At 65.8% G+C, this 17,914-nt stretch carries 16 protein-coding genes; 15 read left to right on the top strand and 1 reads right to left on the bottom strand.

Annotation, left to right across the window (positions count from 1 at the left end):
- Positions 1-18: 18 nt before the first annotated feature.
- The 7 genes from GJG85_RS10930 to cyoD all read left to right on the top strand — a co-directional run bounded on the left by GJG85_RS10930 (position 19) and on the right by cyoD (position 8,036).
- On the top strand, positions 19-1,278 hold the full coding sequence (locus GJG85_RS10930) for an NAD(P)/FAD-dependent oxidoreductase (protein WP_050012951.1): 1,260 nt from the start codon (positions 19-21) through the stop codon (positions 1,276-1,278).
- Between the two features lie 46 nt (positions 1,279-1,324).
- A complete protein-coding gene (locus GJG85_RS10925; protein ID WP_235356183.1) occupies positions 1,325-1,921 on the top strand; it encodes a LysE family translocator in 597 nt (198 codons plus the stop codon).
- A gap of 465 nt (positions 1,922-2,386) precedes the next feature.
- On the top strand, positions 2,387-3,916 hold the full coding sequence (locus GJG85_RS10920; RefSeq protein WP_050012950.1) for an NADH-quinone oxidoreductase subunit M: 1,530 nt from the start codon (positions 2,387-2,389) through the stop codon (positions 3,914-3,916).
- Between the two features lie 284 nt (positions 3,917-4,200).
- Positions 4,201-5,088, top strand: coding sequence for a ubiquinol oxidase subunit II (gene cyoA / locus GJG85_RS10915; protein WP_050012949.1), 888 nt, complete (start codon positions 4,201-4,203; stop codon positions 5,086-5,088).
- 3 nt (positions 5,089-5,091) lie between these two features.
- Complete coding sequence (gene cyoB, locus GJG85_RS10910; protein ID WP_050012948.1) at positions 5,092-7,095, top strand: cytochrome o ubiquinol oxidase subunit I; 2,004 nt, start codon at positions 5,092-5,094, stop codon at positions 7,093-7,095.
- Positions 7,095-7,703: a cytochrome o ubiquinol oxidase subunit III gene (gene cyoC / locus GJG85_RS10905; RefSeq protein ID WP_027784811.1), complete on the top strand. Its 609-nt coding sequence runs from the start codon at positions 7,095-7,097 to the stop codon at positions 7,701-7,703. The genes cyoB and cyoC overlap by 1 nt, the downstream gene beginning before the upstream one ends.
- Complete coding sequence (cyoD, locus tag GJG85_RS10900) at positions 7,704-8,036, top strand: cytochrome o ubiquinol oxidase subunit IV (RefSeq protein ID WP_050012947.1); 333 nt, start codon at positions 7,704-7,706, stop codon at positions 8,034-8,036. It begins immediately after the preceding gene.
- Positions 8,037-8,144: 108 nt separating this feature from the next.
- Here cyoD and GJG85_RS10895 read toward each other — a convergent pair whose 3' ends face one another.
- A complete protein-coding gene (locus GJG85_RS10895; protein WP_050012946.1) occupies positions 8,145-8,444 on the bottom strand; it encodes a DUF4148 domain-containing protein in 300 nt (99 codons plus the stop codon).
- Positions 8,445-8,662: 218 nt separating this feature from the next.
- On the opposite strand from GJG85_RS10895, the gene GJG85_RS10890 reads away from it, so the two are divergent.
- The 8 genes from GJG85_RS10890 (at position 8,663) to GJG85_RS10855 (ending at position 17,826) form a co-directional block, all read left to right on the top strand.
- Positions 8,663-9,337, top strand: a complete 675-nt coding sequence (locus GJG85_RS10890) for a response regulator transcription factor (protein WP_050013034.1) — start codon at positions 8,663-8,665, stop codon at positions 9,335-9,337.
- Between the two features lie 11 nt (positions 9,338-9,348).
- Positions 9,349-10,740 (top strand): HAMP domain-containing sensor histidine kinase, encoded by a 1,392-nt coding sequence (locus tag GJG85_RS10885; protein WP_050012945.1) that lies wholly within the window; start codon positions 9,349-9,351, stop codon positions 10,738-10,740.
- A gap of 16 nt (positions 10,741-10,756) precedes the next feature.
- Complete coding sequence (locus GJG85_RS10880; RefSeq protein WP_050012944.1) at positions 10,757-11,431, top strand: winged helix-turn-helix domain-containing protein; 675 nt, start codon at positions 10,757-10,759, stop codon at positions 11,429-11,431.
- A gap of 164 nt (positions 11,432-11,595) precedes the next feature.
- The gene (locus tag GJG85_RS10875; protein WP_204383311.1) at positions 11,596-11,952 is read left to right on the top strand and encodes a hypothetical protein; all 357 of its coding nucleotides are present in this window, start codon (positions 11,596-11,598) and stop codon (positions 11,950-11,952) included.
- Positions 11,953-12,092: 140 nt separating this feature from the next.
- Positions 12,093-13,967: an extracellular solute-binding protein gene (locus GJG85_RS10870; protein ID WP_204383309.1), complete on the top strand. Its 1,875-nt coding sequence runs from the start codon at positions 12,093-12,095 to the stop codon at positions 13,965-13,967.
- Positions 13,968-14,017: 50 nt separating this feature from the next.
- Positions 14,018-15,061 (top strand): ABC transporter permease subunit, encoded by a 1,044-nt coding sequence (locus tag GJG85_RS10865; protein WP_050012941.1) that lies wholly within the window; start codon positions 14,018-14,020, stop codon positions 15,059-15,061.
- 48 nt (positions 15,062-15,109) lie between these two features.
- Entirely contained in the window at positions 15,110-16,207 is a 1,098-nt protein-coding gene (locus GJG85_RS10860) for an ABC transporter permease (RefSeq protein ID WP_050012940.1), read from the top strand.
- Entirely contained in the window at positions 16,204-17,826 is a 1,623-nt protein-coding gene (locus tag GJG85_RS10855) for a dipeptide ABC transporter ATP-binding protein (RefSeq protein ID WP_124631406.1), read from the top strand. Before GJG85_RS10860 ends, GJG85_RS10855 begins: the two co-directional genes overlap by 4 nt.
- The last annotated feature ends 88 nt before the right edge of the window (positions 17,827-17,914 follow it).

Below are 17,914 nucleotides of genomic sequence, written 5' to 3'. Positions count from 1 at the left end.
CGGACTGAATTGGCAAGCATGAGTGAAATGAAATCGAATTCCATCGACGTCGCGATCATCGGGGCCGGGCCTTCCGGTGCCGTCGCGGCCGCGCTGCTGCGCAAGGCCGGCCGTTCGGTGCTGGTGCTCGAGCGTCAGCATTTTCCGCGCTTTTCGATCGGAGAAAGCCTGTTGCCCCAGAGCATGCAGTATCTCGAGGAGGCGGGCATGCTGCAGGCGGTCGTCGAGGCCGGCTTCCAGTTCAAGAACGGCGCGTACTTCGTCTATCGCGACAGGATGTCGTCGTTCGATTTTCGCGAGAAGTTTTCCGCGGGCTGGGGGACGGCCTATCAGGTCGAGCGCGCGGCCTTCGACGATCTGCTGATCCGTTGTGCGGCCGAACAGGGCGCGGACGTGCGATTCGGCCATACGGTGCGCGCCTTCCAGCCGGGCGACAAGCCGCGGCTCGACATCGTCGACGAAGCCGGGCACGACTATTCCGTTCAGCCGTCGTTCGTACTCGATGCGAGCGGGTTCGGCCGCGTGTTGCCGCGACTGCTCGATCTCGACGCGCCGACCGGCCTGCCGACGCGAGCGGCCCTCTTTTCGCACGTCGAGGACAGCCTGCCGGCCGGGTCGACCGATCGCGACAAGATCTGCATCGCCGTTCATCCGGAGCGACGCGACGTGTGGTTCTGGATGATCCCGCTGACGAACGGGCGCTCGTCGGTCGGCTGCGTGGCCGATGCCGGGTTTCTCGACGTGCCGGACGCGCGACAGGAATCGTTGTTGCGCGAACTGCTGCAAAGCGAGCCGACATTGTCGCGACTGGTCGGCAGCAAGCCGTTCGTGATGCCCGTGCGCCGCATCTCGGGTTATGCGTCGAACGTCGAGACCCTGCACGGCCCCGGCTATGCGCTGCTCGGCAACGCGGGCGAATTCCTCGATCCGATCTTTTCGTCGGGCGTGACGATCGCGATGCGCTCGGCTCAACTGGCGGTCGCCGCACTCGAACGGCAGTTGCGTGGCGAGTCGGTCGACTGGGCACGTGATTACGACATCGCGCTGCGCAAGGGCATCGACACCTTCCGCGCCTTCGTCGAACGCTGGTACTCGGGCGCGCTGCAAGACATCGTGTTTCACGAAGACAAGGCCTCCGACGTGAAACGCATGGTCTGCTCGATTCTGGCGGGTTATGCGTGGGACCAGACGAATCCGTTTGTACGGGAGCCGGCGCGGGGTCTCGATATTCTTGCGCAGTTGTGCAGTTCGATAGGCGGGACCGACATCGCCTCGTAGCGCGAGAAGCCGAATACATTGGCTCACCCCTTCGATCGAGATTGCAGTGGATACGCATCAACTCATTACGATATGCCTTTACTCGGCCCTGGTATTGATCGTTCCGGGACCGACCAACACGTTACTTTTTTCGTCCGGAATAAGCGTTGGTCTGACGCGAACCCTCCCGCTCCTGTTCGCCGAAGGCGCAGGCTACGTCATCGCTATCTCGGCTTGGGGCGTTTCGCTGCTGGCGTTCGCCGTGGCGCATCCTCAAATCTTGAGCGTGATCAAGTTGGCATGCGCGTCGTATCTGCTGCTGCTGGCGGCAAAAATGTGGGCACGGGGCACGCTGGAAGAGGATCGGCGTTCGAAGCCGGTGACGTGGCACGATGTCGTCGTCGCCACGCTATTGAATCCGAAGGCTTTTCTGCTTGCAAGTACGGCGTTTCCACTCCAGGCGTTTCAGAACGTCGGTAACGGGGCCGTCGCGTTCGGTGCGTTTCTGCTGGTCCTCGTGCCCATTGGAGCGGGTTGGGCGAGCCTCGGGCGCGTGACGAGGATACTGGCATCCGGGCCGCGTCATATCACGGCGCTATTTCGTTCGGCGTCGGTGCTGCTGGTTCTGTTTTCGGGGTCGCTGCTGTATTCGGTCGTGAAATGAACTTTCTATGGTCGCGCGATCGATTCCTGTCGCGGAAAAGATCACGCGACCCCTGTGAAATAAAAATGAAAGGGCGTGTGTAAGGCAGGCGACCCTGCACGATCTCCCCACCGCGAGCCGTCAATCCGGTCGTTCCGGCCCTTCGAAACGACCGGTTGGTATCAAAAATGCGGCGCTGCGTCTATTCCTGGCGCGCGCCGCATCGGTCAATACAAAAAATTACGCATATAAATCATTGGCCTACGCCGACGCCAAAAAACAATGCTCTGCTGCGCTGCAGAAAATAATCAATCGCCTTATGCTGGTTAACCCGATCGCGTTTGAGCGGCATCAAGTTTTCCGGTGATGCTGCTTTACATTTAGCCAACATTGGCGATTCACGAAATCTACCTGTCGATTTGATTTCGTTCCTTTCGTCGCGCCTGTCCCCGATGCAAGGCGCGACCTCCTCAAGGCGTTGTTGACATGCATGATTTCCCCTTTCTGAGCCTGGCCATCTGGGTTCCGATACTGTTCGGCGCGGGCCTGCTGCGCGCCGGTTCCGACCAGCATTTCCGCCGAATACGACTGATTGCGCTGGTCGGCTCGATTGCCGGGCTGGCGGCCGTCGTTCCGCTGATTGCCGGTTTCGACGCGCATTCGGCGGCGATGCAGTTCGTCGAAAGACGCGACTGGCTCGCGGCATTCAATGCCGGATGGCGGGTCGGCATCGACGGCGCGTCGCTGTGGCTCGTCGTGCTGACCGCGTTCACGACGCTGGTGGTAGTGGTGGCATCGTGGGAATCGGTCACCGTGCGCGTCGCGCAGTACTACGCGTCGTTCCTGATCCTGTCCGGACTGATGGTCGGCGTGTTCGTCGCGCAGGACGGGCTGCTGTTCTTCATCTTCTTCGAGGCGACGCTGATCCCGCTGTACCTGCTGATCGGCACGTGGGGGCGCGAGCGCCGCGTGTATGCGGCCGTGAAGTTCTTCTTCATCTCGTTCGCCGGCTCGCTGTTGCTGCTGATGGCGATGCTGTACCTGTACGCGCAGTCGCATACGTTCGACATGGCCGTGTGGCGCACGCTGCAGCTCGGCTTCGCGCCGCAGTTGCTGGTGTTCCTCGGTTTCTTCGCCGCGTTCGCGGTCAAGGTGCCGATGTGGCCGGTCCACACGTGGCTGAGCGACGTGTACACGGACGGCCCGACGGGCGCCGCGCTGATGCTCGCGATGCTCAAGCTCGGCGGCTACGGGTTCCTGCGCTTTGCGCTGCCGATCACGCCCGACGCGAGCCACTTCTTCGCGCCGGCCGTGATCGCGCTGTCGCTGTTCGCGATCGTCTACGCGAGCCTGATCGCGCTCGCGCAGACCGATCTCGGCAAGCTGCTCGCGTATTCGACGGTCGCGCACATGGGCATCGTCACGCTCGGGCTGTTCCTGTTCAACCGGATCGGCGTCGAAGGCGCGATCGTGCAGCTCGTGTCGTACGGCTTCGTGGCGGGCGCGATGCTGTTGTGCGTGAACGTGCTCGTGGATCGCACGCGGCAGCGCGAGATCGCCGCATACGGCGGCGTGGCGGGCGTGATGCCGCGCTTCGCGACCTTCACGCTGCTGTTCGCGATGGCCAACGTCGGGCTGCCGGGCACGTCGGGGTTCGTCGGCGAGTTCATGGTGATCATGGGCGCGATCCGCTTCAACTTCTGGATCGGCGCGATCGCGGCGCTCACGCTGATCCTCAGCGCGTCGTACACGCTGTGGATGCTCAAGCGCGTGGTGTTCGGCAAGGTCGCGAGCCAGCGGATCGCGAAGCTCGCCGACCTGAACCGTCGCGAGATCGTGATGTTCGCGTCGCTCGCGCTGATCGTGCTGGCGGTCGGCATCGATCCGAAGCCGTTCACCGATGCGATCGATCCGACCGTCGGCAAGCTGATCCAGGAAGCGAGCCATTCGAAGGTGCCGGCGGGGGATGGCCCCGCGCCGGCGCTGCCGTCGTACATGGCATCGACGCACGACTGAGCGCGGCACACCGAGCCGCACCACGCCGCGCAAGCCCGCCGCATCGCGCGGCGCGCATCGTTGCGCACACATCGATCCGCGGCCCGGCACGGCAAGTGCCGGGCGCGCTTCCGGCTGCGTGAAATTGCCCCGCGACAATGTGACTCACGGCAGATTTTGCAATGATGATTTGCCGCATGCACCGGTTTTTCATCGCACTCGCGCGACGTATGATTCGGCCAATTTCGTGAATCGAATGCGCATCGGGCATACGCAAACGGATTCAATGACCCTCGGGCTGTGTGATGAAAAGAAGAGCATCAAGAGGCTGGTCGGCGCTGCTTTCAATGGGCGCGGCATTGAGCCTGTCAGGTTGTAATTTAGATGTACTAAATCCGAAAGGAAGCGTGGGGGCGGCCGAAAAGGCGCTGATCGCGACGTCCACGTGGGCGATGCTGATCGTCGTCGTGCCGGTGATCCTGCTGACGTTATGGTTCGCGTGGCGTTACCGCGCGTCGAATCGCAACGCCGCCTACGCGCCGAACTGGTCGCACTCGACCGCGATCGAGGTCGTGATCTGGACGGTGCCGACGCTGATCATCCTGTTCCTCGGCGTGCTCACGTGGAAGACCACGCACGAACTCGATCCGTACAAGCCGCTCGAATCGGCGGTGAAGCCGATCGACGTCGAGGTGGTCGCGCTCGACTGGAAGTGGCTGTTCATCTATCCGGAATTCGGCATCGCGTCGGTGAACCAGCTCGCGATTCCGGTCGGCACGCCGGTGAACTTCCGCATCACGTCGGATTCGGTGATGAATTCGTTCTTCATCCCGCAGCTCGGCGGCCAGGTCTACGCGATGGCCGGCATGCAGACGCGCCTGCACCTGATCGCCGACGAGCCCGGCAATTACGCGGGCACGTCCGCCAACTTCAGCGGCCGCGGGTTCTCCGACATGAAGTTCCGCACGCTCGCCGAGCCGCGCGAGCAGTTCGATGCGTGGGTGCAGAAGGTGAAGGCGTCGCCGGACCGGCTCGACGCGACCGTATACGGCAGCGTCGCGCAGCCGAGCGAAAAGGCGCCGGTGCGCTACTTCTCGTCGGTCGATCCGCGGCTCTTCCACAACATCATCGCGAAATACAACGATGGCCACGTCCTCGACCTGAAGGACGCCGCCTGCGGCACGAAGGGGTAACGCATGTTCGGCAAACTCACACTTTCGGCGATCCCGTTCGATCAGCCCATCATCATGGGGGCCGGCGCCTTCATGGGGCTGGTCGTGCTGGGCATTCTCGCCGCGCTGACGATCACCGGCCGCTGGAAATGGCTGTGGACGGAATGGCTGACCACGGTCGACCACAAGAGACTCGGCGTGATGTACATCATCGTCGCGCTGATCATGCTGCTGCGCGGCTTCGCCGACGCGATCATGATGCGCATGCAGCTCGCGCTCGCGTACAACGCGCCCGGCTACCTGCCGCCGCACCACTATGACCAGATCTTCACCGCGCACGGCGTGATCATGATCTTCTTCATGGCGATGGTGTTCATGGTCGGCCTGATGAACCTGATCGTGCCGCTGCAGATTGGCGCGCGCGACGTCGCGTTCCCGTTCATCAACTCGCTGTCGTTCTGGATGACGGCGGTCAGCGCGATCCTGATCAACCTGTCGCTCGTGATCGGCGAATTCGCGCAGACGGGCTGGCTCGCGTACCCGCCGCTGTCGGAGCTGCAGTTCAGTCCGGGGGTAGGGGTCGACTACTACCTGTGGGCGCTGCAGATCTCCGGTGTCGGCACGCTGCTGACCGGCGTGAACTTCTTCGTGACGATCATCAAGATGCGCGCGCCCGGCATGACGCTGTTGAAGATGCCGGTGTTCACGTGGACGGCGCTCTGCACGAACGTGCTGATCATGGCGTCGTTCCCGATCCTGACCGCGACGCTCGCGCTGCTCGGCCTCGACCGTTACCTCGGCATGCACTTCTTCACGAACGACGCCGGCGGCAACGCGATGCTGTACCTGAACCTGATCTGGGCGTGGGGCCATCCGGAGGTGTACATCCTGATCCTGCCGGCGTTCGGGATCTTCTCGGAAGTCATCGCGACGTTCGCGAAGAAGCCGCTGTTCGGCTACAAGACGATGGTGTACGCGACCTGCGCGATCATGGTGCTGTCGTTCCTCGTGTGGCTGCATCACTTCTTCACGATGGGCTCGGGCGCGAACGTGAACGCGTTCTTCGGGATCATGACGATGATCATCGCGATTCCGACCGGCGTGAAGGTGTTCAACTGGCTGTTCACGATGTATCGCGGCCGGATCCAGTTCACGACGCCCGTGCTGTGGACGATCGGCTTCATGGTCACGTTCACGCTCGGCGGCATGACCGGCGTGATGATGGCCATTCCCGGCGCGGACTTCGTGCTGCACAACAGCCTGTTCCTGATCGCGCACTTCCACAACGTGATCATCGGCGGCGTGCTGTTCGGTTATCTCGCGGGCTTCAACTACTGGTTTCCGAAAGCGTTCGGCTTCAAGCTGAACGAGAAGCTCGGCAAGGCGGCATTCTGGTTCTGGCAGGTCGGCTTCTACGTCGCGTTCGTGCCGCTCTACGTGCTCGGCTTCATGGGCATGACGCGCCGCCTGAACCATTACGACAACCCGGCCTGGCATCCGTGGCTGCTGGTCGCCGCGTTCGGCGCCGTGCTGATCGCGATCGGCATCGCGTGCCAGCTGCTGCAACTGGTGGTCAGCATCCGCAACCGCCATCTGCCGGAGTACCGCGACACGACGGGCGACCCGTGGGGCGGCCGCACGCTGGAGTGGGCGACGTCGTCGCCGCCGGCCGACTACAACTTCGCGGTGATCCCGCAGGTGCGCACGCTCGACGCGTATGCGGACATGAAGGCGCGCGGCGAAGGCCGGCCGAACCCGGCCGTGATCCGCGACATCCACATGCCGTCGAATACCTGTGCGGGCCTCGTGATCGCGATCTTCAGCCTGGTGCTCGGCTTCGCGCTGGTGTGGCACATCTGGTGGATGGCGATCGGCGGGCTCGTCGGGATCATCGCGACGCTCGTGATCTACAGCTCGCGCGATAACGACGGCTATTACATCCCTGCGTCGACGGTGCGCAAGACCGAAGACAAGCAGCCGACGAAGCGCCCGGCGCGCGTCGACGACGTGGAACTGGAGGCCAACTGATGTTGCAGAAAACCTTGAGCGCAACCCTGCTCGAGCACGACGACCATCCGCCGTCGCATTCGGTGTTCGGGTTCTGGCTGTACCTGATGACCGACTGCGTGATCTTCGCGGCGCTGTTCGCGACGTTCGCGGTGCTCGGCCACCAGTACGCGGGCGGGCAGACCGCGAAAGAGCTGTTCGACATTCCGGGCGTCGCGGTGGAAACCGCCGCGCTGCTGCTGTCGAGCATCACGTACGGTTTCGCGATGCTCGCGGCGTACAAGCAGCGGCGCGGTGCGCTGCTCGCGTGGCTCGCAGTGACGTTCGTGCTCGGCGCGGCGTTTCTCGCGATGGAACTGCGCGAGTTCTCGCACCTGATCGCGGAAGGCGCCGGCCCGCAGCGCAGCGCGTTCCTGTCGGCGTTCTTCACGCTGGTCGGCACGCACGGGCTGCACGTGACGGCCGGCCTGTTGTGGATGATCGTGCTGGCCGCGCAGATCGTGTTGCGCGGCGGCGACCTGACCGATCGCGACCTGCGACGCCTGACGTGCCTGAGCCTCTTCTGGCACTTCCTCGACATCGTGTGGATCTGCGTGTTTTCCTTTGTCTATCTCGCGAGCGTGATCTAAATGGCCCATTCGCATTCGTCTCAACTCGAAGAAGGGCACGGCAGTGTCGGCGGCTACGTCGCCGGTTTCATCCTGTCGGTGCTGCTCACGGCCGCGTCGTTCGGCCTCGTGATGGGCGGCGTGCTGTCGCCGCATGCGTCGCTGATCGGGCTCGCCGTGCTCGCGCTCGTGCAGATCGTCGTGCACCTCGTGTACTTCCTGCACATGAACGGCTCGTCGGGCCAGCGCTGGAACGTGATGGCGTTCAGCTATACGGTGCTGACTGCCGCGATCCTGATCGTCGGCACGCTGTGGGTGATGCACAACGTGAGCATGAACATGATGTCGCGTTGAGCGGCGGCGCGGCGCATCGGGTTCACCTCCATGCGCGTTCATGAAGAAAAGGCGGCACGTGCCGCCTTTTCGTTTTTTCCCGCTGCTGCGTCGCGCGGGGCAGGGCGGTCAGTGCCGCACGCCGGCATCGGCCGTCAGCGCATGCGTGCAGTCCGCGCGGTACTCGGCGGCGAGCCGACGCTTCGCACCGTCGAGGTCGTCGGGGTAGTACGGGCTCGCATGGGCGGGATCGTAGCCGACCTGTTCGAGTTCGGTCAGCTCGCGCACGAGGTCCGCCCGCGTGACGTCGCGGCCCGTGTGCACGAACGGGTATGCATTGCATTCCTGCGGGGTGAGGTGCGGCCCCGCGAATGCGGCGGTGCTGGCGCATGCGAGCAGCATGCAGGCGACGGTGGTCGACAGTTTCATCCGGTAGCTCCTGGTTTCGCGGCCCGATGCCGCATGACGTCAGCGTAGGCGGCCCCGGCCGCAGCGCGGCCGACGCACGGATGAAACATGTTTCACAGGCGCGTGCCGCGACGCAGGATGAAGCTATTTTCATCTGGCGCCGCGCGGCGATCGCGGCGCTTACGATAGCGGCGGGCGCATCGTGCGCGCCCGTCTTGACGTTCATTGCGAGGGCAACCATGCGAGTACTGACGGTCGAGGACGATGCGGTGACCGCGAACGAAATCGTCGGCGAGCTGACCGCACGCGGCTTCGAGGTCGACTGGATCGACAACGGCCGAGAAGGAATGATGCGCGCAATGAGCGCATCGTACGACGCGATCACGCTCGACCGGATGCTGCCGGGGGCGGACGGTCTCGCGATCGTGACCGCGATGCGCACGGTCGGCATCGATACGCCGGTGCTGATGCTGAGCGCGCTCGGCGACGTCGACGAGCGCATTCGCGGTCTGCGTGCGGGCGGCGACGATTACCTGACGAAGCCGTTCGATTCCGGCGAACTGAGCGCGCGCATCGAAGTGCTGCTGCGCCGCCGGCAGGCATCGGGCGTGCCGCAGCAGACGCTGCTGAAGGTCGGCGCGCTCGAGCTGGACCTCATTTCGCGCTGTGCGCGCCGCGGCGCCGACGAGATTCCGCTGCTGCCGACCGAGTTCCGCGTGCTCGAATTCATGATGCGCAACGCGGGCCAGACGATTACGCGCACGATGCTGTTCGAGGCCGTGTGGGGCTATCACTTCGATCCCGGCACCAACCTGATCGACGTTCACATGGGGCGGCTGCGCAAGAAGATCGATCCGCCTGGCGCGAACCCGATGATCCAGACGGTGCGCGGATCGGGCTACATGCTCGCTTGATGGAGGCACGGATGGACGCAGCCCGCGCGGCGAACTTCACGCGCCGCTGGCATACGACGACGTTTCGCTGGCTGTGTGCTTACGCGGCGATCTTCTCGGTGTCGCTGCTGCTGCTCGCGGGCGTGATCAGCGTGGCCGCGACGCACACGATGGCCCGCGACACCGACGAGGTGCTTGCGTGGCAACTGATCTATTTCGATTCGATTCCCGACGCCGAGCTGCCGCTCGCGATCCATCGGCGGCTCGAGCACGAGCACATGCATACGAATTTCTACGGGCTGTTCGACGCGAGCGGGCGCCGCGTGGCTGGCGACATCGCGACGCCGCCCGTGCTGCGTACCGATCGCCACGGCCGGACGCTGAACCGCACGCTCGCGCCGCTCGACGGTCAATCGTCGCCGATCACGCGCGCGATGGCAGTGCGCCGCGACGACGGGATGACGCTGGTCGTCGCGCGCGACCTGTCGCATTTCATCCAGATCCGCGACGTCGCGATTCGCGGGCTCGTGATCGGCGGCGTGATGATCCTGATCGCGGGCGTCGCGGGCGGCAGCATGCTCGGCATGCGGCAGATGCGCCGCGTCGCCGAGATCCGGCGCGTCACGCGGCAGATCGCCGAGGGCGATCTCGGCAAGCGGCTGCCGGTCGGCGGCTATGACGAACTCGACCTGCTCGCGCATCTCGTGAACCATATGTTGGACGAAGTCGAGCGGCTGATGGGCGAGGTGCGCCATACCTGCGACGGGATCGCGCACGACTTGCGCACGCCGCTCGCACGCGTGCATACGATGCTGGCGCGGCTAGCCGACCAGCCGTTCTGCGCACACGATCCCGCGTCGGCTGCGCTGCTGGCGTCGGCGCGCGACGAAACCGACCGGCTGCTCGAACGTTTTCGCGCGATGCTGCGCATCTCCGAGATCGGCACGCTGAGCCGGCGCGGCGGGTTTGCCGCGGTCGACGTCGCGGCGTTGCTGCGCGACGTGTGCGAACTTTACGAGCCGCTGGCCGAGGCGGTCGACGTGTCGTTGGAGCTCGATGCGGCCGCGGTCGACGGCATTCATGGCGACCGTGCGTTGCTGTTCGAGGCGTTCAGCAATCTCGCGGACAACGCGATCAAATTCACGCCGCCCGGCGGCCGCGTGCGCGTCGCGCTCCAGACGACGTCGCATGGTCCGCTCGTCCGGTTCGAGGACACCGGGCCCGGCATCCCGCCCGGCGAGCGCAATGCGGTGCTCGAGCGCTTCTATCGCGGCGAGCGCACGCGCCACGTGAACGGCTCGGGGCTCGGGTTGAGCATCGTGTCGGCGGTGATGCGCGTGCACGGTTTCGTGCTGCGGATCGGCGATGCGCAGCCGGCCGGTGCGGCGATCACGGTCGAATGCTGGCCGCGTTCGCTCGCGTGACGGAGGGGGCCGATCGATGCGCATCCTGCTGATTGCGCCGCCGACGCCTGATGCGTCGCGGCTCGACAAGGCGTTTCGGGAAAGCATGCACGGCGTCGAACGCGTCGACGAATGGCGCGACGGCTGTTTCGCGGCGACGCAGGACCGGTTCGACGCGATCGTGATCCTCGCGACCGATGGCGCTTCCGTGCCGACGCTTCTCGACGGATTCCCGCCGCTTGCCGCGTCGGCCGGCAGCGCGACGATTGCCGCGATCGTCGCCGGCACCACGTCCGCCGAGCGTGCACGGATGCTGAACGCGGGCTGCGACGTGTGCCTGGCCCATCCGTGCTCGTTCGTCGAATTGCACGAGCGGCTGCGCGCACTGTGGCGCCGCACGGGCGTCATCGCGATGCGGGAATCGATCCGGCTCGACACGGCGACGCGCGCGCTCGACGAGCGGGGCCGGCGGCTCGCGCTCAGCGCCCGGGAATTTCGCGTGGTCGAATGCCTGCTGCGCGAAGCGGGGCGGCCGGTCGGGCGCGACGCCGTGCTGCGTTATGCGTGGGGCGATGCGGACATCGAACCCGAAACGGTCAATGCGCTGGTCGTACGGTTGCGGCGCAAGCTGGCCGCGCATGCGTTTTCCGCGCGGATCGAAACGGTGGCGCGATTCGGCTTCCGGTTCGACGCGGGCCGCGGCGCAGGTTGAAGGACGTTTCCGGAAAGGGGGGCGCCGGGCGCCGATTGTTACAAGACGTTAGCGCGGGCTTCCCGTTGCGATGCGGCGCATCAGTTCTTACAAACTTGAAATATGCGGGGCGGGCGCTTGCCGCTATAGTCGAATCACACATGACACAACCAGAAGAGGAATCCATGAAGACTTTGCGTGTTGCCTCGCTCGTGACCGGTATGACGGCCTTGCTCGTGTCGGGCGCAGCAATGGCGGGAGTCAATGTCGGGATCAACGTCGGCGTGCCGGCACCGGTCTACGTCGCGCCCGCGCCCGTGTATGCGCCGCCGCCTCCGCCGGTCGTCTACCAGCCGGCGCCCGTCTACGCACCGGCGCCCGTGTACGGGCCGGCGCCGGCGATCGTGATCGGCTGGCACGGCGACCGCTACTGGGACGGCCGCCGCTACTGGGGCCGCGACGAATGGTATCGCCACCATGGTCGCGGCTGGGGCGGCGATCGCGGTCACTGGGATCGCGGCCGCCACAACGGCTGGCGCTGATCGACCGGTCGCGCGTGCGTGCCGCGCGCGCGACAACGGCTCGTGAGGAAACCGCCCGCGTGGCGGTTTTCTTTTGGCTCGACGGATTGAATGGGTAGAATCGCTCCACGTTACTACCCTCATTCGACGACAGGGCCTCTATGACGAAGGGTTCGCCCCGGGCCGCCGCCGCGCGCGCCTGCCGCGGTGCACTGCGGGCCGCCGGCCGCGTGGCCGCGGTGCTGGCGCTGCACGCGGCGCTGGCCGCGCCCGCCGCGCACGCGGCCTACGCGATTGCGCAGTACGGCGAGCCGAAGTATCCGCCGGGCTTCAAGCATTTCGACTACGTGAACCCCGACGCGCCGAAGGGCGGCACGCTCGTGCTCGCGAACCCGAGCCGGCTGACGTCGTTCGACAAGTTCAATCCGTTCACGATGCGCGGCAACACCGCGCCGGGCATCGACATGCTGTTCGAGAGCCTCGCGACCGGCAGCCTGGACGAGCCGGCGTCCGCGTACGGATTGCTCGCCGACGACATCGACGTCGCGCCGGACCGCCGCTCGGTCACGTTCCACCTGAATCCGCGCGCGCGCTTCTCGAACGGCGATCGCGTCACGGCGGACGACGTCAAGTTTTCGTTCGACACGCTGAAGAGCAAGCAGGCCGCACCGCAGTTCGGCGCGTATTTCGCCGAAATCACGAAGGCCGTGGTCGTCGATCCGGCGACCGTGCGCTTCGAATTCCACAGCGCGAACCGCGAGTTGCCGCTGATCGCCGGCGGCGTGCCGGTGTTCTCGCGCAAGTGGGGATTGCGCGCGGACGGCTCGCGCATCCCGTTCGACCAGCTCGCGTTCGAGCAGCCGATCGGCAGCGGCCCGTACGTGATCGACCATTACGACAACGGCCGCACGATCACCTACCGGCGCAGCTCCGCGTACTGGGGCGCCGACCTGCCGGTGCGAGTCGGCACCCACAACTTCGAGCGGATCGTCTACAAGCTGTACGGCGACGGCGTCGCGCGGCTCGAGGCGTTCAAGGCCGGCGAATACGACGTGCTCGTCGAGTACGTCGCGCGCAACTGGGCGCGACGCGACGTCGGCAAGCGTTTCGACAGCGGCGAGTTGATCAAGCGCGAGTTCCGGCAGCACAACGGCGCCGGCATGCAGGGCTTCTTCATGAACCTGCGCCGGCCGCTGTTCCGCGACGTGCGCGTGCGTCAGGCGCTCGACCTCGCGTTCGACTTCGAATGGCTGAACCGCCAGCTGTTCTACAGCGCGTACACGCGCCTGAACAGTTATTTCGCCGACACCGACCTGCAGGCGACCGGTACGCCGGGCGAGGGCGAGCTGAAGCTGCTGGAGCCGCTGCGTGCGCAGCTCGATCCGGCCGTGTTCGGCCCGATGGTCACGCAGCCGAACACGAATCCGCCGGGCTCGCTGCGCGCGAACCTGTTGAAGGCGCGCGCGCTGCTCGCACAGGCCGGCTGGACCTATCGCGACGGCGCGCTGCGCAATGCGAAGGGCGAGCCGTTCGCTTTCGAGATCCTCGACGATGCGGGCGGCGCGATGGAAGGCGTCGTGACCGCGTACCAGCGCAACCTCGCGAAGCTCGGCATCGCCGTGCGGTTTCGCACGGCCGATTACGCGCTGCTGCAAAAGCGCCTCGATGCGTTCGACTACGACATGACGACGATCCGCCTGCCGGGCGTGCAGGTGCCCGGCGCCGAGCAATACTCGCGGTACGCGAGCAAGTTCGCCGACGAGCCGGGCTCCGACAACTTCATCGGATTGAAATCGCCGGCCGTCGACGCGTTGCTGCACGCGCTCGGCACCGCGCAGACGCGCGAGGAATTGCTCGACGCGACGCACGCGCTCGACCGCGTGCTGATGCACGGCTACTACGCGGTGCCGCAGTGGTACAGCACGACGCACCGCGTCGCGTACCGACGCACGCTCGCCTATCCGCAGACGCTGCCGCTGTACTATTCGGCCGAGGGCTGGGTCGTGTCGACCTGGTGGGCGAAGCCCGATCACTGACCCGCGCCGGCCCTTCATCCAACCCGCCACCGATCACGAGTCGACGCCCTATGTGGAGCTACATCCTCAAACGCCTGCTGTTGATGATCCCGACGCTCGTCGGCGTGCTGACGCTCACGTTCGCGGTGATCCAGTTCGTGCCGGGCGGCCCGGTCGAGCAGGCCGTGCAGGAGTTGCGCAAGGGCGCGACCGAGCAGGGCGCGACGCCATTCGGGATGCGCGCGCACACCGGCGTCGACGCGCAGCAGCTCGCGCAGCTCAAGGCGTTGTACGGTTTCGACAAGCCGCCGCTCGAACGCTACTGGCTGATGCTCAAGCGCTTCGCGCGCTTCGATCTCGGCGAAAGCTACTTTCGCCACCAGAGCGTGTGGTCGCTGGTCGTGCAGAAGCTGCCCGTGTCGATCAGCATCGGGCTGTGGACGTTCTTCCTCACGTACCTGATCTCGGTGCCGCTCGGCATCGCGAAGGCCGTGCGCAACGGTTCGCCGTTCGACGTCGCGACGAGCCTCGTCGTGCTGGTCGGCTATGCGATTCCGGGCTTCGTGCTCGGCGTGCTGCTGCTCGTGCTGTTCGGCGGCGGCTCGTTCTGGCAGCTCTTTCCGCTGCGCGGCCTCACGTCCGACAACTTCGCGCAGCTGTCGCTCGTCGGCAAGGTGCTCGACTATCTGTGGCACATCGCGCTGCCGATCACCGCGTCGGTCGTCGGCAGCTTCGCGGTCATCACGATGCTCACGAAGAATGCGTTCCTCGACCAGATCCGCCGGCAATACGTGCTGACCGCGCGCGCGAAGGGGCTCTCCGAGCGCAGCGTGCTGTGGAAGCACGTGTTCCGCAATGCGATGCTGCCGCTGATCGTCGGTTTCCCGGCCGCGTTCATCGGCGCGTTCTTCACCGGCAGCCTGCTGATCGAGACGCTGTTCTCGCTCGACGGCCTCGGGCTGCTGTCGTACGAGTCGGTCGTGCGGCGCGATTACCCGGTCGTGCTCGGCACGCTGTACCTGTTCACGCTGATCGGGCTCGCGACCAAGCTGATTTCCGATCTTTGCTATGTGTGGGTCGATCCGCGCATTCAATTCGACAACCTGGAGCGCTGACATGAAACGAGCCATTCGCATGCCCGGCGCCAGCGGGCGAGGCGCGCGATGAACCGGGCCGTCGCATCCCCCCGCATCGACGCCGCGCGCGCGCGCGTGTCGCCGTCGCCGGCCCGCCGTGTGTGGCAGCGCTTCCGGCAGCAGCGCCTCGGCTACTGGAGCTTCGTGATCTTCGTCGTCGCGTTTGCCGCGAGCCTCGCGGCGCCGCTGTGGTCGAACGACAAGCCCCTCGTCGTGCGCTACGACGGCCAGACCTATTTCCCGATGTTCCATGCGTACCCGGAGACGACCTTCGGCGGCGATTTCCCGACGCCGGCCGACTATCTCGATCCGTATGTGCGCAAGCGGCTCGAGGCGCCCGGCAACTTCGTCGTCTATCCGCCGAACCGCTATTACTACGACACGCTGAACTACTTCTCGAACGTGCCGAACCCGGCGCCGCCGTCGCGCGAGAACTGGCTCGGCACCGATGCGCAGGGCCGCGACCTGCTCGCGCGGCTCGTGTACGGGTTCCGCATCTCGGTCGAGTTCGGGCTGATCCTGACCGTGATCGGCACGCTGCTCGGGATCGCCGCGGGCGCGGTGCAAGGCTTCTTCGGCGGGCGCATCGACATCGTCGGGCAGCGGCTGATCGAGATCTGGAGCTCGCTGCCCGAGCTGTACCTGCTGATCATCTTCGCGTCGATCTTCGAGCCGAGCTTCCTGCTGCTGATCGTGCTGCTGTCGCTGTTCGGCTGGATCGGGCTTGCCGACTACGTGCGCGCCGAGTTCCTGCGCAACCGCACGCAGGACTACGTGCGCGCGGCCCGCGCGATGGGACTCACGAACTGGCAGATCATCTGGCGCCACGTGCTGCCGAACAGCCTCACGCCGGTGATCACGTTCCTGCCGTTCCGGATGAGCGGCTCGATTCTCGCGCTCACCAGCCTCGATTTCCTCGGGCTCGGCGTGCCGCCGCCGACGCCGAGCCTCGGCGAGCTGCTCGCGCAGGGCAAGGGCAACCTCGACGCGTGGTGGATCTCGCTGTCGACGTTCGGCGTGCTGGTCGCGACGCTGCTGCTGCTGACCTTCATGGGCGATGCGCTGCGCAACGCGCTCGACACGCGGATCGCCGATTCGGTGCGCGCGGCGGGAGGGCAGCGATGAGCGACGCAGTCGTATCGAAGGCGGACGAACCGCTGCTGTCGCTCGAGCATCTGCACGTGCGCTTCGGCGACACGGTCGCGGTGGACGACGTGACGCTCGCGATCGGGCGCGGCGAGCGGGTCGCGCTCGTCGGCGAATCGGGGTCCGGCAAGAGCGTGACCGCGCTGTCGATCCTGCGGTTGCTGCGCGACGCCGATGTCACCGGCGCGATCCGTTTTGCCGGGCAGGATCTGGCGGCCAAGAGCGAGCGCGAGATGCGCGGGCTGCGCGGCTCGGACATCGCGATGATCTTCCAGGAGCCGATGACGGCGCTCAATCCGCTGTATACGATCGGCGTGCAGATCGGCGAGACGATCGTGCTGCACGACGGCGTATCGGCCGTCGAGGCGCGCAAGCGGGCGATCGCGTTGCTCGCGCGCACCGGCATCGCGGAGCCCGAGAAGCGCGTCGACAGCTACCCGCACCAGTTGTCGGGCGGCCAGCGGCAGCGCGCGATGATCGCGATGGCGCTCGCGTGCCGGCCGCGCCTGCTGCTCGCCGACGAGCCGACCACCGCGCTCGACGTGACGATCCGCGCGCAGATCGTCGACCTGCTGCTCGAGCTGCAGCGCGAGGAGGCGGAAAAGCGCGGGATGGCGATCCTGCTGATCACGCACGACCTGAATCTCGTGCGGCACTTCGCGCAGCGCGTCGCGGTGATGGAGCATGGCCGGCTCGTCGAGAGCGGGCCCGTCGAGCGGATCTTCGCGTCGCCCGAGCATCCGTATACGCAGCGGCTGCTGAACAGCCGGCCGCAACGCGCGGTCACGCCGGTGATGCCGATCGCGCCCGTCGTGCTCGACGCGCGCCACGTGAGCGTGCAGTTCGCGCGCAAGCGGCCGGGCTTCGCCGGCTGGTTCGGCACGGTGCCGGTGACGGCCGTGGCCGACGTGTCGGTGTCGGTGCGGCAGGGCGAAACGCTCGGCATCGTCGGCGAATCGGGATCGGGGAAGTCGACGCTCGCGATGGCGCTGCTCGGGCTGCAGAAGACGGCCGGCGGCGAGATCGAATTCCAGGGGCGTGCGCTGTCGACCTATCGCGGCCGCGAACAGACCGCGCTGCGCTCGAACATGCAGGTGGTCTTTCAGGACCCATTCAGCTCGCTTTCGCCGCGTCACACGATCGAGCGGATCGTCGGCGAGGGGCTCGAGCTGCATCGCCCGGACATGACGCCCGACGCGCGCCGCGCGAAGTCGCTCGCGGTGCTGCGCGAAGTCGGCCTCGACCGCACGGTGCTGCACCGCTATCCGCACGAATTCTCGGGCGGCCAGCGCCAGCGGATCGCGATCGCGCGCGCGCTGGTGCTGGAGCCGCGCATCCTGATCCTCGACGAGCCCACGTCGGCGCTCGACGTGTCGATCCAGCAGCAGGTGCTGAAGCTGCTCGCGAATTTGCAACAGAAATACAACCTCGGCTACGTGTTCATCAGCCACGACCTGGAGGTGATCGGCGCGATGGCGCACCGCGTCGCGGTGATGCAGGACGGCGCCGTCGTCGAGTCGGGGGAGGTGTCCGACATCTTCACCCGACCGTCACATCCTTACACACAAAAGCTGTTGAAAGCGGTCTGGAAAGCGTGATAGGCGGCCAATGGTCTGACCATCTCGATTGTATTTATTAATTTGTTTTGACAAACGATTACGCGCTGGCTAGTATCGACCGAAATTT

The sequence above is a fragment of the Burkholderia sp. MS389 genome (assembly GCF_016899425.1).
GTDB lineage: Bacteria > Pseudomonadota > Gammaproteobacteria > Burkholderiales > Burkholderiaceae > Burkholderia > Burkholderia sola.
This window is presented reverse-complemented; position numbering and strand designations above follow the sequence as displayed.

Excerpts from the sequence above, each read along its gene's own strand:
- GJG85_RS10930 (WP_050012951.1), top strand. The coding sequence starts at position 19 with ATGAGTGAAATGAAATCGAATTCCATCGACGTCGCGATCATCGGGGCC.
- GJG85_RS10920 (WP_050012950.1), top strand. The coding sequence starts at position 2,387 with ATGCATGATTTCCCCTTTCTGAGCCTGGCCATCTGGGTTCCGATACTG.
- cyoA (WP_050012949.1), top strand. The coding sequence starts at position 4,201 with ATGAAAAGAAGAGCATCAAGAGGCTGGTCGGCGCTGCTTTCAATGGGC.
- cyoB (WP_050012948.1), top strand. The coding sequence starts at position 5,092 with ATGTTCGGCAAACTCACACTTTCGGCGATCCCGTTCGATCAGCCCATC.
- cyoC (WP_027784811.1), top strand. The coding sequence starts at position 7,095 with ATGTTGCAGAAAACCTTGAGCGCAACCCTGCTCGAGCACGACGACCAT.
- cyoD (WP_050012947.1), top strand. The coding sequence starts at position 7,704 with ATGGCCCATTCGCATTCGTCTCAACTCGAAGAAGGGCACGGCAGTGTC.
- GJG85_RS10895 (WP_050012946.1), bottom strand. The coding sequence starts at position 8,444 with ATGAAACTGTCGACCACCGTCGCCTGCATGCTGCTCGCATGCGCCAGC.
- GJG85_RS10890 (WP_050013034.1), top strand. The coding sequence starts at position 8,663 with ATGCGAGTACTGACGGTCGAGGACGATGCGGTGACCGCGAACGAAATC.
- GJG85_RS10885 (WP_050012945.1), top strand. The coding sequence starts at position 9,349 with ATGGACGCAGCCCGCGCGGCGAACTTCACGCGCCGCTGGCATACGACG.
- GJG85_RS10880 (WP_050012944.1), top strand. The coding sequence starts at position 10,757 with ATGCGCATCCTGCTGATTGCGCCGCCGACGCCTGATGCGTCGCGGCTC.
- GJG85_RS10875 (WP_204383311.1), top strand. The coding sequence starts at position 11,596 with ATGAAGACTTTGCGTGTTGCCTCGCTCGTGACCGGTATGACGGCCTTG.
- GJG85_RS10870 (WP_204383309.1), top strand. The coding sequence starts at position 12,093 with ATGACGAAGGGTTCGCCCCGGGCCGCCGCCGCGCGCGCCTGCCGCGGT.
- GJG85_RS10865 (WP_050012941.1), top strand. The coding sequence starts at position 14,018 with ATGTGGAGCTACATCCTCAAACGCCTGCTGTTGATGATCCCGACGCTC.
- GJG85_RS10860 (WP_050012940.1), top strand. The coding sequence starts at position 15,110 with ATGAACCGGGCCGTCGCATCCCCCCGCATCGACGCCGCGCGCGCGCGC.
- GJG85_RS10855 (WP_124631406.1), top strand. The coding sequence starts at position 16,204 with ATGAGCGACGCAGTCGTATCGAAGGCGGACGAACCGCTGCTGTCGCTC.